This is a genomic window from Bradyrhizobium sp. CIR48, assembly GCF_014198315.1.
In the GTDB taxonomy this organism is placed as follows: domain Bacteria; phylum Pseudomonadota; class Alphaproteobacteria; order Rhizobiales; family Xanthobacteraceae; genus Bradyrhizobium.
Genome location: NZ_JACIHG010000001.1, coordinates 916,404 through 930,238, shown reverse-complemented (window position 1 = coordinate 930,238; position 13,835 = coordinate 916,404). Strand labels below are relative to the sequence as shown.

Genomic DNA, 13,835 nt, shown 5'->3' with positions numbered 1-13,835 from the left:
CTATTTCTGGGGCGCCGGCGTCGGGCTTGCCGCGGGCGATGGGCTGGCGGTCGGCTGCGGCTGCGCATTGTTGGCAGCGGGAGCGGCCGGCTGTGCCGCTGCGGCCGCCGCCTGCTGCGGCTGGGCCGCCGGGTTGATCCAGCAGGCGTGCACGCGGCTGTCCAGGGTCTCGGCGACCTTGGGATCGATCTGGCCGCCGAACCGGGTCAGGCAGCGGAAGGCGGCCTGGATGTGACCGCCGGGGCAGCCGAAACGGTCGTAGAGGTCGAGATGGCGGAACGCGGTATCGAGGTCATCCCGCCACATCAGGCGCACCACGCGGCGGCCGAGCCAGACGCATTCGGGATTGCCGGCCGGGCCGTTGATGACCTGGGCCGCTTCGGCGAATTCGTCGGTGCGGCGCTGGTTCTGGGCCGCATCCTTGGCGGCGTCGGCGGGCTGGGCGGCAGCCTTGCCCTGGTCCGGTGCGGGCGTGCCGCTCTGGGCGGAAGCGCCACCGAGACCGGCGAGAACGAGAAGGCAGGAGACGGCCAAGGTGGCGGCGAACTGCCGCAGGACCGCATTTCGTGACTCGAACACCCGTTGCCGCATGAATTCCCCAATGTATCCGCTGGCCGTCCGCGTCAGGATCCCGCGGACGCGCCGGTGATGGCGTCCAAATGGGTCTCCAATGCGGCGGAAAAGTCTTTCCGAGTCCATGACCTGTATTTGGAATTTTGTCCAGCAAAGTCACGATGCTAGGCCCCGGTCGAAGGGCCGCAGCCCAATTCCTTTGGGGCAGGCGCGGATCCTTGAGTGTGGATCGGCATTTGGACCCCCGCTTGGACACTCGCTTTGGGCACCCCCTTGGCAGACGGCGTGCAAGCAGGTAATCGACGGACCCTTCGCGGAGGACGGAACCGATTTCTCTTCGTACGCCACTGGCGCTTCTGCTCGTTTCACTGGGTGCGATTGCTGCCGTGTGGTGGTGGTTGGCGACGCCGATCACGCTTGCACGCGCCCCGATCGATCCCGCCGAGAAGGTCCAATGCGTCTCCTACGCGCCGTTCCGCGGCGAGCAGACGCCGCTGAACGCGTGGACCCATATCGACGCCGAGCAGATCGAGCAGGATCTGCGCCAGCTCAAGGAAATCACCGACTGCGTCCGCACCTATTCGATGGAGAATGGGCTCGACCAGGTGCCGGCGATCGCCGCCAAGGTCGGCGGGCTGAAAGTGCTGCAAGGCATCTGGCTCTCCAGCAACCGCAGCAAGAATTTTGAGCAGGCCGCCCTCGCCATTCGCCTCACCAAGGAATTCCCAGCCATCATCACCGCGGTCATCGTCGGCAACGAGGTGCTGCTGCGCGGTGAGATGACGACGGCGGACCTCGTCTCGATCATCCGCCTGGTGAAGACGCAGGTCAGCGTGTCCGTCACCTATGCCGACGTCTGGGAATTCTGGCTGAAGAACCGCGAGGTCTATGACGCGGTCGACTTCGTCACCATTCACATCCTGCCTTATTGGGAGGATATGCCGGTGAAGGCGAAATTCGCCGCCGCCCATGTCGAGGCGATCCGCGAGCGCATGGCGGTGGCGTTTCCGGGCAAGGAAATCCTGATCGGCGAGACCGGCTGGCCGAGCGAAGGGCGCATGCGCGACGGCGCGCTGCCCTCACGCACCAACCAGGCGCGGGTGGTCTCGGAAATCCTCAGCTTGGCGAAGGCGCAGAAGTTTCGCGTCAACCTGATCGAGTCCTACGACCAGCCGTGGAAGCGCAAGCTCGAGGGCACCGTCGGCGGCTATTGGGGCCTGTACGATTCGGTGCGCCGCAGCCTGAAATATCCGCCGGGCGAGCCGATCAGCAATTTCCCGTACTGGAAATGGTACATGGGCGCGGGCATGGGCCTGTCCGTGCTGGTGTTCGCGGTCGCGCTCATCACGCTGCGCCGGCGGCCGTGGACGCCGCGCTTCTCGGCCTGGCTCGGCGTCGCCATCTCGGCGACGACGGCGGGCAGCCTGCTCGGGATCGGCGCCGACAAGCTTTATTATGAGAGCTACGGCATCGGCGGCTGGCTGCTCTGGGGCGCGCTGCTCGCGGCCGGCATCCTGTCGCCGATCTTCTGTGCTCAGGCGATGGTGATCGGCCGCAGCCTTCCGACCTTCCTCGACCTGCTCGGTCCGCGCGAGGGGCGGAAATGGTCGAAGCTCACCGCCGTGCTCGGCCTGACGCTGGCGGTGACCGCGGTGATCGCGGCGGCGACCGCGCTCGGCTTCGTGTTCGACCCGCGCTACAAGGATTTCCCCTACGCCGCGCTGACGATGGCGGTGGTGCCGTTCGCGCTTTTGATGCTGAACCGGCCGCAGATCGGCCAGCGTCCGATCGCGGAATCGGTGTTCGCGGGCGTGCTGGCGCTGTCGGCAGTCTTCGTGCTCTTCAACGAAGGCCGCGACAATTGGCAGTCGCTGTGGACCTGCACGATCTATCTGTTGTTCGCGCTTACGCTGTGGCGGGCGCGGGCCGAGCAAATCCAAGAATGAACAGGCCGATCGCCAGGCCCGACAGCACGACATTGTAGAGCACGATGCCGAGGCCGGCGGCGATGATGCCGACGGTGAGGAGCACGATCGACGGCCGCATCAGGTTCAGCGTCGCAACCACCAGCGCGACGATGCCGAACACCGAATTCTTGAACAGCACCGTCGAGACCGACCGCGCCTTGCAGATCATCGTCTGCAGCCCGGCGTCGCAGGCGAGAGCGACCTGCGACAGCTCGATCGCGAGGTAGCGCAGATAGAGCGCATAGCCGACGGACGCGAAACCGACGACGATCAGGAACTGCACCTGGTAGGGCGAGAGGCGGAAGGGCTTTTTTGTCATGGCGGCAATATGGTTGTGATGGCGCGGGCAGGCAACAGGGCAGGCGATGTTTCTGTTGATCCGGCTCGCCCAATGCGTGCGCGAGGGGAGTCGTCAAAGCCCGCCTTGCGTCGCCCGTTTCTGGTCCGCGAGCCGTCGCTCGTATTTCTCAGCCAATGCGAGCAGGCGTTTCCTGATGTAGGGGTCCGCCTGTTCGGCCAGCTCGCGGATCAACGCGAGTTGCTCCTGCAGAAACTTCCCGTCCGTCATCTCCGCTCCGAATCAAATCCGTCGCGGATACTGCCGTCTTACGCGGACCTCTTCCGTATCATTTGGTATGTGCGCTACTTCAATCCGAGCCGGCGCTCGACCCAGCCGAGAACGAACAGCACGAGCAACGTGACGGCGATCGCTGCGGCGACCAGCAGCCAGGCTCCGAGCGCGCAGGCAATTCCAAGGCCCGCCGCAATCCAGACAGTCGCCGCGGTCGTGAGGCCGTGCACGGTCTTCGCCTTGGCGTCGTGCAGGATGACGCCGGCGCCGATGAAGCCGACGCCGGTCAGCACACCGGCAACGACGCCCTGAATGACCCGGGAGATCGCGTCCGGGTGGTCGCGCAGATTCTGGAACTCGATCACGGAGATCGAGACCAGCGCGGAGCCGAGAGCGACCAACGCCAGGGTGCGCATTCCGACCGGCTTGTCGTTCATGTCGCGGTCGATGCCGATCAGCAGCCCTGTTCCCGCCGCGACGAGAAGCCTCAGCACATCATCCAGTTCGTTCATCGATGCTCGTGCGTTTCGGGAGACGGACGCTTGGCGTGCGCCCGGCAGATCGGGACTAAACGCCCGCTTGGTGAGAAAGAGCCGCTGAGATCCGAGCGTCCGATGGTTCGCATGCTCGCGCAACTCCGAGCGATCATCGACGATCAGGCGGAGAGCCGCCGTTCGACAAGGCGATGGCGCCGACCAGTCCGGTCGGCGCCATCTGTCAGAGCTGAACGCGACCGCGCACCATCACTTCTTGCTGGTGTTCGAGCCCGTGGTGTTCTGCATCTTCTGTCCCGGCGCGCTTTCCGAGTGGCCCGGTCCTGCGGTGGTATTGGTCTGGTGACCAGGGGCGTATTCGGACGCGCCGGGTCCCGTCGAAGGCTTCTTGGTGTTGTGCATTTGCTGACCCGGCGCGTTGCTCGACGCGCCCGGCGATTTCGTCGTTTGCGCAAGCGCCGGAGCTGCCGCCAGAAGCGCGGCCGTTGCGATGATCAGTGTCTTCACGTGTTTCTCCCTTGGTCATGGAGACGGGCGCGAACGATTTCACATGTCGGCCGCTCCGGTTCACGACCGGGACAACTTGGCAATCGGCAGGTGGTTTCTCTTCTCGGACCGAAATTTAGGTTCATCGGCGCGTGGAAAAGCACGCCGGCGTTCACCGCGCGTTCAGGTGCAAAGTTTATCGCCTGAAGAACGACGACAGCGTCGATCCCGCGGACGCAGACGCAGTCTCCGGCTTCACCGGAGCCGGCTGTGCCGCAGGCGGGGGCGCGGGCTCCTCGCGCTTCGACGAGCGCTTGGAGGAGTAGCTGCGGCGGCGTTGCGGCTTCTCGGGCTTTGCGCTCGGCGCGGGCGCGGTTTCGGCTTGCGGGACCGCGTCCTGGCTCTTCTCGGAGTTCTTCTCTTGAACTCTGTCCTGGGACTTCTCTTGTCCCTTCTCCGAACCGCCGCGCATCGACAGGCGCTGGCCGTCGAAGACGGTGGTCTCGCAGTGACGATCGTTCTCGGCGAGGCTCGCGCAGAATTTTGCGGCGGCGGCGGCGTTGACCAGCGGGCCGGCACCCAGGCGGAGCTGCATGCCGAGGCCGGTGTTGCCTTCCTTGATCATGATGATCGGTCGCAGCGCTGCAATCTCCGGATTGGATTTGCTCAGGCCGCGCCAGAGCGCGCGCAGACCGTCAATCGAATTTGCGCCGCCGAGGTCGATCGCAAAACGCGTCTGCTGGACCGCGATGGCGGGGGATTCGTTCTCGGTTGCCTCAGGTGCCTTCGCGGCTGTCGCGACGACCTCGGTCGGGGCGGGCGCCGGCTCGATTTTCTTTTCAGCGGCCTTCTCGTTTGACTCGGGCTGAATCAATTTCGACGCCGCCGGATCGGGCGGCGCCATGATCGACTTGGACGGCACCAGCGGTATGGTCGGCAGCGCCGAAGTCGTTGCCAGCGGCTGCTGCACGAGCGAGGCGGCGGCGGCAGTCTGCGGTGGCAGGCTCGACGGCTCCTTTGAAACTTCCTTGAGCGTATCCTTGACCGTTTCCTTCGGGGTATCCTTGGGCGTGTCCTTGGCGGCCTCGGTCCGCGGCTTGTCGCCGGCGGAGGCGGGGGTCGAGGCGACGGGCGCGACGCTGGGGGCCGTGGGCGCGGCATCCTGCGGCTTGCCGGCCTGCGGCGGGGTGGTGGGCTGCTTGGCGATGGCGCCGGTGACGGAATCGAGCCCTTGCTCGACCACAGTGACGCGCGAATAGAGCCGGTCGCGATCTGTGTTCAGTGTCTCGATGGCGGCCGCGAGCCGGCGGGCCTCGTTCTGGCTCTCCTTGGCCAGCGCCTGGAGCCGCTCCGCCTGGCGCGCGAGATCGGCGGACGCGACCTGGTCGCGCCGCCATCCGAGCTGGGCCTGGTTGGCCATCACCGCGATGACGACGGCACCTACCGCCGCAACACCCCAAGAGCCCAGCCGCCACATCATGCGGCGGTCGAACGCGCTTTCCTCGGCTACAAGTCCGGAGAACAGCCCGCCGGTCTCCTTGGTGCCGAAGGCATCCGCCAGTGGGTCGGAATCCTTTGCCATGAAAGTTAAGTGCCCAGCCCTGTCCGGCTTCCCCGAATCAATCAGGGAACATTAACAGGAAAAGCGTGTCGCACTTGAATTCCGGGCGTTTGCGGGGGTAGCAAGGCAAATAGCTTTTGAGGACGGCTGCCCGCCCGTCGCGCCAATTGATTCGGCCTTATCTGACAGGATTTCGATGACCGCCCGTTCCAGCCTCACGATCGTGCTCGCCGCCGGCGAAGGCACCCGCATGCGATCGAGCCTGCCGAAAGTGCTGCATCCGGTAGCCCACCAGACCTTGCTCGCCCACGTGCTCGCCGCCGCACCCAAGGGAAACGGCACCTCGCTCGCGGTCGTGATTGGTCCCGACCACCAGGCCGTCGCGGACGAGGCAAAGCGCATCAGGCCCGACGCGCTCACCTTCGTGCAAGCCGAGCGGCTCGGCACCGCGCATGCTGTGCTGGCGGCGCGCGAGGCGATCGCGCGCGGCGTCGATGATCTCCTGATCGCCTTTGGCGATACGCCGCTGATTTCGGCCGAAACCTTTGCGCGGCTGCGTGCGCCGCTCGCCAGGGGCGCCGCGATTGCCGCGCTCGGCTTTCGTGCCGTCGATCCCACCGGCTATGGCCGCTTCATCGTCGAGGGCGAACGCCTGGTCGCGATCCGCGAGCAGGCCGATGCGAGCGCTGAGGAGCGCAAGATCGATCTGTGCAATGCCGGCGTGATGGCGATCGACGGTCGCCGGGCGCTCGCGATCCTGGACAAAATCGGCAATGCGAATTCCAAGGGCGAATATTATCTGACCGACGCCGTCGGCATCGTCCGCGAACAGGGATGGGAGTCTGTGGTGATCGAGACCAGCGAGGACCAGGTGCGCGGCATCAACACCAAGGCACAGCTTGCGGAAGCAGAAGGCGTGATGCAGGCGCGCTTGCGTAAAGCGGCGATGGAAGCCGGCGTCAGGCTGATCGCGCCGGAGACGGTTTATCTCGCCGCCGACACAGTGTTCGGCAAGGACGTGACGATCGAGCCCTTCGTGGTGATCGGCCCCGGCGTGTCGATCGCTGACGGCACCGTGATCCATTCCTTCTCGCATATCGTGCAGACGACGCTGGGCAAGAACGTTTCGATCGGCCCCTATGCGCGCTTGAGGCCCGGCACCTCGCTCGGCGACGGCGCGCGCATCGGCAATTTCGTGGAGACCAAGGCGGCGACGCTGGAGGCCGGCGTCAAGGTCAATCATCTTTCCTATATCGGTGACGCCACCGTCGGCGCCAATTCCAACATCGGCGCCGGCACCATCACCTGCAACTACGACGGCTTCAAGAAGCACAAGACGATCATCGGGCAGGGCGCCTTCGTCGGCACCAATTCCTCGCTGGTTGCCCCTGTGAAAATCGGCAATGGCGCCTATATCGGCTCCGGCTCGGTCATCACCCGCGACGTGCCCGACGACGCCATGGCGCTGGAGCGCAACCAGCAGACCATCCGGGAAGGCGGCGCGGCGCGCTATCGCGAACTGAAGACGGGCGGGAAGAAACCGGAGAAATAGGCACTATTCTGTCGTGTCGCAGCGCACTCCGCCCTCATCCTGAGGGCCCGCTGGAAGCGGGCGTCTCGAAGGACGGCCGCGGGCGAGATGCGGGCCTTCATGGTTCGAGACGCGCTTCTCACCATGAGGGGCTTCTTACGTGGCCTTACTCGTCGTCGGCGAATTCGGAGAAGATCGCGCGGGTCAGGCGCCAACCGCGCGGCTTGGCGCGTTTGGCCGGCTCGCCTTGAGCGTGCTTCAGGAAGACCGGCTTGCTTTCCTTGCCGCGCTGGGGCGGCGGCCAATGCGCCAGGTGCGTGCCCGTGGTTTCGCTGGCGCGCAAGTACATCGATGACAGACCTTTGCGGTCGGACGAGCCTTTCATGGCTTTGCTCTCCTGCACCGGAATCGTTGGTCAAACATATTGACAACAAGTTAACGTGCGCGGTCTAAGGCCGGCCAATTCGACGCAGGCGAAGCTCAGGTTGCGGTCCATGCTGTCTCAATCCGCAATAAATATTGAGTATATGGTTCCCTGGGATTTTCGCTAAAAACCGAGCGCGTCGTTTAGGCGATTTTTCGACGATTTGGGGGATAGTGATCCGCATGTGCGGGATTGTCGGCATTCTCGGGCGCGAGCCGGTTGCAGAGCAGCTGGTGGATTCGCTCAAACGTCTTGAATATCGCGGCTATGACTCGGCGGGCGTCGCCACGCTCGAAGGCAAGCACCTCGAGCGCCGGCGCGCCGAGGGCAAGCTGAAGAACCTGGAGAAGCGGCTGGAAGCCGAGCCGCTCCTGGGCACCACCGGCATCGGCCACACCCGCTGGGCCACCCACGGCAAGCCCACCGTCAACAACGCCCATCCGCACGCGACCGATCGCGTCGCCGTGGTCCACAACGGCATCATCGAGAATTTCCGCGAGCTGCGCGAGGAGCTCGAGAAAAAGGGCACGGTGTTCCACACCGAGACCGACACCGAGATCGTGCTGCATCTGGTCGACGATTTGCTCACGCGCGGCAACAAGCCAGTCGAAGCCGTCAAGCTGGCACTGGGGCGGCTCCGCGGCGCCTTCGCGCTCGGTTTCATCTTCGCCGGCGACGGCGACCTGATGATCGGCGCCCGCAACGGGCCACCGCTGGCGATCGGCTATGGCGACGGCGAGATGTATCTCGGCTCGGATGCCATCGCGCTCGGCCCGTTCACCGACACGATCAGCTATCTCGAGGACGGCGACTGGGTGGTGCTGACCCGCAAGAGCGCGTCGATTTTCGACAAGGACGGCAATGCCGTCCAGCGCGACAAGATCAAGCATGCCGCCTCGACCTCGCTGGTCGACAAGGCGAACTATCGCCACTTCATGGCGAAGGAGATCCACGAGCAGCCGGAAGTGGTCGGCCATACGCTGGCGCGATACGTCGACATGGCGACCGAACGTGTCGCGCTGCCGGTCAAGCTGCCGTTCAACTTCAAGAACATCCAGCGCATCAACATTACGGCGTGCGGCACTGCGAGCTATGCCGGCTACGTCGCAAAATACTGGTTCGAGCGCTTTGCGCGCGTGCCGGTCGAGGTCGATGTCGCCTCCGAATTCCGCTACCGCGAGGCGCCCTTGCGCAAGGGCGATCTCGCCATCTTCATCTCTCAGTCGGGCGAGACCGCCGACACGCTTGCGGCACTGCGCTATGCCAAGGCCGAGGGCGTGCACACGGTCGCCGTCGTCAACGTTCCGACCTCGACGATCGCGCGCGAGAGCGAGACCGTGCTGCAGACGCTCGCGGGCCCCGAGATCGGCGTCGCCTCGACCAAGGCCTTTACCTGCCAGCTCATGGTGCTGGCAAACCTTGCGATCGCGGCCGGCAAGGCCAGAGGCGAATTGTCCGATGAGGACGAGACCAAGCTGGTCCATGGCCTCGTCGAGGTCCCGCGCCTGATGGCGGATGCGCTCACCACCGAGCTGCAGATCGAGAAGCTCGCGCACCGGATCGCCAAGTCCCGCGATGTGCTCTATCTCGGCCGGGGCACCAGCTTCCCGCTCGCGCTCGAAGGCGCGCTGAAGCTGAAGGAGATCTCCTACATCCACGCCGAAGGCTATGCCGCCGGCGAACTCAAGCACGGGCCGATCGCGCTGATCGACGAGACCATGCCTGTCGTCGTCATCGCGCCGCACGACCGGGTGTTCGAAAAGACGGTGTCAAACATGCAGGAGGTCGCCGCCCGCGGCGGCAACATCATCCTGATGACGGACGCGAAGGGTGCGGAAGAGGCGACCGTCGAGTCCCTCGTCACCATCGTCATGCCCGACATGGCGGCGGCCTTCACTCCGATGGTCTATGCCGTTCCCGTCCAGCTGCTCGCCTATCATACGGCTGTCGTCATGGGGACCGACGTCGACCAGCCTCGCAATCTCGCGAAATCGGTGACCGTGGAATAGGCGGAAGGGATATCAGGCGGTCGCGGTCTTCCAAAACCTGCTAGAAGACCCTAGCTTGTGTGCTGCGACCGACCTGGAACCCGAATGACCCCCCGCGACGACGCGCCTGCGCCTCTTGATCCACTCCCGGAACCGCATACCGGCCTGATGGGCCGCTTCCGCAACTATTTTCTGACTGGCCTCGTGGTGACGGGGCCGATCGCCATCACCCTGTATCTGGTCTGGTGGTTCGTCACCTGGGTCGACGGCGTGGTGCGGCCGTTCGTGCCGCTGGCCTATCGGCCGGAAACCTATCTGCCGTATGTCGTTCCCGGCTGGGGACTGGTTGTCGCATTTTTCACGCTGACGCTGGTCGGTTTCCTCGCAGCCAATCTGATCGGCCGGACACTGGTCGATGTCGGCGAAACGTTCCTCGGCCGGATCCCGGCGGTGCGCGCCATCTATCGCGGCCTGAAACAAGTGTTCGAGACGCTGTTCTCGGGCAAGGGCTCGAGCTTCCGCAAGGTCGGACTGGTCGAGTTTCCCTCGCCGGGCATGTGGTCGATCGTACTGATCTCGCAATCGCCGAACGAGGACATCGCGCGCAACCTGCCGGGGCAGGAGGAGCACGTCTCGGTGTTCCTGCCGTGCTCGCCGAACCCGACCACCGGCTTCTTCTTCTATGTCCCGAAGAGCAAGATCATCGAGGTCGACCTCACCGCCGAGGACGCGGCGACGCTGATCATGTCGGCAGGCGTGGTGCAGCCGGGCTCGGCACCCGATCCGAAAAAGGCTGCAGCACTCGCGGGCATGGCGAATGCCGCGCGCATCGCCAACGCGTCCGCGCTTCAGCCCGAGCCTGCGAAGGTGGAGTAGGGCCATTCCGCTGCGGGATGGCCGTCGGTCACGCGCGCGTTCGCATCCTCTGATAGTCTCCGGTTCGCCTGAGCGCCTCGCTCGGAATTCGATCTGGAGTACATGATGTCCAAGACCATTGCGATTCTCGCACCCGGCGCCATGGGCGGCGCCGTCGCCCGCCGCCTCGTCGAGCATGGCGCGCGCGTGCTGACGTCTTTGGACGGGCGGAGCGAGGCGACGCGGAAACGCGCGGCGGAAGCCGGCATGGTCGGTGCCGATGACAATCAAATTGCGGGCGCCGACATCATCCTTTCGATCGTGCCGCCGGGCGAAGCCGTCGCGCTGGCTGAACGGCTGGCCGCGCTGATCGTCAGGCGCGACAAGAAGCCAATCGTGGTCGATTGCAACGCCGTCAACGTCGATACCGTGCAGAGAATTGAGGAGATCATCGGCTCGGCGCAGGCGCCGTTCGTCGATGGCGGCATCATCGGTTTTCCGCCGCAGCCGGGCGGCAAGAGCCCGGCCTTTTATGTGTGCGGCGAGCACGCGAAGGACGTCGCGGTGCTGAAGGATTTTGGCCTCGATGTGCGAATCGTCGAGGGCCCGGTCGGCGCGGCGTCGGCTCTAAAGATGTCCTACGCCGGCATCGTCAAGGGCCTCGCCGGCATCGGCTCGGCCATGGTGGTCGCGGCGACGAAAGCGGGCGCTGCGGACGCGTTGCGGAACGAACTGGCGCTGAGCCAGCCGGCGATCCTGGCGCGGCTCGACGTCGCCCTGTCTGACATGATCCCCAAGGCCTATCGCTGGGTCGCCGAGATGCGTGAGATTTCCGGTTTCCTCGGCCCGGATCATCCGGCGAGCCAGATTTATGAAGGCTTTGCCAGATGGTTCGAGCATCTTGCAAAGGATGCAAGCGGCGAGGCGGCGGATGCGGCGCTGATGAAGGCGTTTGCCGCGGGGATCGCGCGGAAGAAGGCCTAGTGGCCCCGCACCATCGCTCCGGCAGTTTGGTCGAAGTGCGCGGGTCTGAGTGTCCATGCGTCATTGCTTCGCTGCGCTCGCAATGACGAGGAGGAGACGTCGCGCCTGAACCTCAACCCGCCCCAATCAGCGGGATCGCCTCGTCGCGCTCATACAGATACAAGAGGCAGCGCAGAGCTTCGCCGCGCTCGCCCTTCAGCTTTGGATCGTCCTTGAGGATGCGCAGCGCCTCGTCTCTGGCCTGGGTGATGAGCTGGCCGTGGACCTCCGAGCGCGCGATGCGGTAGCCGGGCAGGCCGCTCTGGCGCACGCCCAGCACGTCGCCTTCGCCGCGCAGCTTGAGGTCTTCCTCGGCGATGCGAAAACCGTCGGTGGTCTCGCGGATCACCTTCAGGCGTGCCTTCGACATCTCGCCGAGCGGCTCGGAGTAGAGCAGCAGGCAGGTCGAGGCCTCCGAGCCGCGCCCGATGCGGCCGCGCAGCTGGTGCAGCTGGGCAAGGCCAAAACGCTCGGCATTCTCGATCACCATGATGGTCGCCGCCGGCACGTCGACGCCGACCTCGACCACGGTGGTCGCGACCAGCAAGCCGATCTCGTGGGCGGCAAACTGGCCCATCACGCGGTCCTTCTCGGTGCCCTTCATCTGGCCGTGGACGAGGCCGACGCGGTCGCCGAACCGCTTCTGCAGGCTCTCGAAACGTTTGGTCGCGTTGGTGAGATGCTCGGTGCCTTCGGCCTCGGACTCCTCGACCAGCGGGCAAATCCAGTAAACCAGCTTGCCGGCCTGCAGCGCGCGGCCGATGCTGTCAGTGACTTCGGCGAGGCGGCTGATCGATATGGTGCGGGTTTCGATCGGCTGGCGGCCGGCCGGCTTTTCGCGCAGCTCGGAAATGTCCATGTCGCCGAAATAGGTCAGCACCAGCGTGCGCGGGATCGGCGTCGCGCTCAGCACCAGCACGTCGACCGCTTCGCCCTTGGACGTGAGCGCGAGGCGTTCGCGCACGCCGAAGCGGTGCTGCTCGTCGACGATGGCGAGGGCGAGATCGTGGAAGATCACGTCGTCCTGGATCAGGGCGTGGGTGCCGACGACGAGGTCGATCTCGCCGGCTTCGAGCTGCGCCAGCAGCTCGCGCCGCTCCTTGCCCTTTTCACGGCCGGTGAGGATCGCGACCCGCATGCCCGCGCGCTCGGCGAGCGGCGCGATGGTCTTGATGTGCTGCCGCGCCAGAATTTCGGTCGGGGCCATCAGCGCCGCCTGCTTTCCCACTTCGGCGACGGCTGCGGCCGCGAGAAGCGCGACCACGGTCTTGCCGGAGCCGACGTCGCCCTGCAACAGACGCAGCATGCGCACCGGCTGTTGCAGGTCCTCCGCGATCGCGGCCGCTGCGCTGCGCTGAGAGGGCGTCAGCGCATAGGGCAGGGCGTCGATGATCTTGTTGCGCAGGTGACCGTCACCGGCGTTGCGGACGCCGGCCGGGCGGCGGAGTTGCGCGCGGATCAGGGCGAGCGCGAGCTGGCCGGCCAGGAGCTCGTCAAAGGCAAGGCGCGACCAGAACGGCTGGTCGGGCAGGATGTCCGTCAGCTCGACCGGCTGATGCACGCGGTTGAGCGCTTCAGAGATCGGCGGGAAACTGCAGCGGCGCGTCACCTCCGGGCTGATCCATTCCGGCAACGAAGGCAGCTTCTGCAGCGCCTGCGCGATCGCGCGGCGGAGCGAGCCGAGCGCCAGGCCCTCCGTCAGCGGATAGACCGGATCGATGCCGGAAAGCTTTGTGATCGCCTCCTCGTCCAGCACGCGGTCGGGGTGCACGATCTGCGGGATGCCTTCATACATCTGCAGCGTGCCGGAGACGTAGCGCTTCTCCCCCATTGGCAGCAGTTTTTCGACATAGCCGGGCTTGGCGCGGAAGAAGGTCAGCACGACGTCGCCGGTGTCGTCGCTGGCATAGACGAGATAGGGCGCGCGCGCGTTGCGCGGCGGAGGCGGGCGGTGACGGTCGACGGTGACCTCCAGCGTCACCATGGTTCCGACCGCCGCGTCGCGGATTTTTGGCCGCGCCCGGCGGTCGATCACCTGGCTGGGTAGGTGCAGGAGCAGATCGACCAGCCGCGGCGTCTCATTGCGGCTGAGCAAATACTGCAGCAGCTTGTCCTGCTTCGGACCGACGCCGGGCAGGCTGGTCACGGGGGCAAACAGTGGATTGAGCAGGCTGGGGCGCATGGATGCGAATCTAGGATCGTTTCGGCCCGTCATGCCCGGCTTTATGCCGGGCATCCACGGCTTTTTTCGCGGCCGCAACCCGGGCGGCAGGCTTGCCAAATCGAGGGCTGACACGGCCACCCCGAATGGCTATATCAGCCCCGCCCGGCACGTCCGGGCTTTCTGCGTTTGACTGGATTT

The 13,835-nt window shown here is 65.4% G+C and carries 13 protein-coding genes; 5 read left to right on the top strand and 8 right to left on the bottom strand.

Annotation, left to right across the window (positions count from 1 at the left end; genetic code table 11):
- Complete coding sequence (locus tag GGD66_RS04535; RefSeq protein ID WP_018317955.1) at positions 1-591, bottom strand: hypothetical protein; 591 nt, start codon at positions 589-591, stop codon at positions 1-3.
- A 368-nt stretch (positions 592-959) separates the two neighbouring features.
- On the opposite strand from GGD66_RS04535, the gene GGD66_RS04530 reads away from it, so the two are divergent.
- On the top strand, positions 960-2,519 hold the full coding sequence (locus GGD66_RS04530; RefSeq protein ID WP_312014050.1) for a beta-(1-6) glucans synthase: 1,560 nt from the start codon (positions 960-962) through the stop codon (positions 2,517-2,519).
- Here GGD66_RS04530 and GGD66_RS04525 read toward each other — a convergent pair.
- From GGD66_RS04525 to GGD66_RS04505, 5 genes are all read right to left on the bottom strand, one after another.
- Entirely contained in the window at positions 2,479-2,859 is a 381-nt protein-coding gene (locus GGD66_RS04525) for a hypothetical protein (protein WP_018317956.1), read from the bottom strand. The genes GGD66_RS04530 and GGD66_RS04525 overlap by 41 nt on opposite strands.
- Positions 2,860-2,952: 93 nt before the next feature.
- A complete protein-coding gene (locus GGD66_RS04520; protein ID WP_183256972.1) occupies positions 2,953-3,108 on the bottom strand; it encodes a hypothetical protein in 156 nt (51 codons plus the stop codon).
- A 74-nt stretch (positions 3,109-3,182) separates the two neighbouring features.
- Positions 3,183-3,623: an MgtC/SapB family protein gene (locus tag GGD66_RS04515; protein ID WP_018317958.1), complete on the bottom strand. Its 441-nt coding sequence runs from the start codon at positions 3,621-3,623 to the stop codon at positions 3,183-3,185.
- Between the two features lie 231 nt (positions 3,624-3,854).
- Positions 3,855-4,112 (bottom strand): hypothetical protein, encoded by a 258-nt coding sequence (locus tag GGD66_RS04510; protein ID WP_018317959.1) that lies wholly within the window; start codon positions 4,110-4,112, stop codon positions 3,855-3,857.
- Positions 4,113-4,287: 175 nt separating this feature from the next.
- Positions 4,288-5,673, bottom strand: coding sequence for a hypothetical protein (locus tag GGD66_RS04505; RefSeq protein WP_183256971.1), 1,386 nt, complete (start codon positions 5,671-5,673; stop codon positions 4,288-4,290).
- Between the two features lie 175 nt (positions 5,674-5,848).
- Between GGD66_RS04505 and glmU the strand changes: the two genes are divergently transcribed.
- A complete protein-coding gene (gene glmU, locus GGD66_RS04500; protein WP_183256970.1) occupies positions 5,849-7,204 on the top strand; it encodes a bifunctional UDP-N-acetylglucosamine diphosphorylase/glucosamine-1-phosphate N-acetyltransferase GlmU in 1,356 nt (451 codons plus the stop codon).
- A 145-nt stretch (positions 7,205-7,349) separates the two neighbouring features.
- Here glmU and GGD66_RS04495 read toward each other — a convergent pair whose 3' ends face one another.
- On the bottom strand, positions 7,350-7,568 hold the full coding sequence (locus GGD66_RS04495; RefSeq protein WP_018317962.1) for a hypothetical protein: 219 nt from the start codon (positions 7,566-7,568) through the stop codon (positions 7,350-7,352).
- Between the two features lie 221 nt (positions 7,569-7,789).
- On the opposite strand from GGD66_RS04495, the gene glmS reads away from it, so the two are divergent.
- The 3 genes from glmS to GGD66_RS04480 all read left to right on the top strand — a co-directional run bounded on the left by glmS (position 7,790) and on the right by GGD66_RS04480 (position 11,434).
- Positions 7,790-9,616 carry a glutamine--fructose-6-phosphate transaminase (isomerizing) gene (glmS, locus tag GGD66_RS04490; RefSeq protein ID WP_183256969.1) on the top strand — a complete coding sequence of 609 codons (1,827 nt, stop codon included), beginning with the start codon at positions 7,790-7,792 and terminating at the stop codon, positions 9,614-9,616.
- Between the two features lie 84 nt (positions 9,617-9,700).
- Entirely contained in the window at positions 9,701-10,471 is a 771-nt protein-coding gene (locus GGD66_RS04485) for a DUF502 domain-containing protein (RefSeq protein WP_018317964.1), read from the top strand.
- 105 nt (positions 10,472-10,576) lie between these two features.
- Entirely contained in the window at positions 10,577-11,434 is an 858-nt protein-coding gene (locus tag GGD66_RS04480; protein ID WP_183256968.1) for an NAD(P)-dependent oxidoreductase, read from the top strand.
- Between the two features lie 112 nt (positions 11,435-11,546).
- On the opposite strand, the gene recG is transcribed toward GGD66_RS04480, so the two are convergent.
- Positions 11,547-13,655 (bottom strand): ATP-dependent DNA helicase RecG, encoded by a 2,109-nt coding sequence (gene recG / locus GGD66_RS04475; RefSeq protein ID WP_183256967.1) that lies wholly within the window; start codon positions 13,653-13,655, stop codon positions 11,547-11,549.
- Between the last annotated feature and the right edge of the window lie 180 nt (positions 13,656-13,835).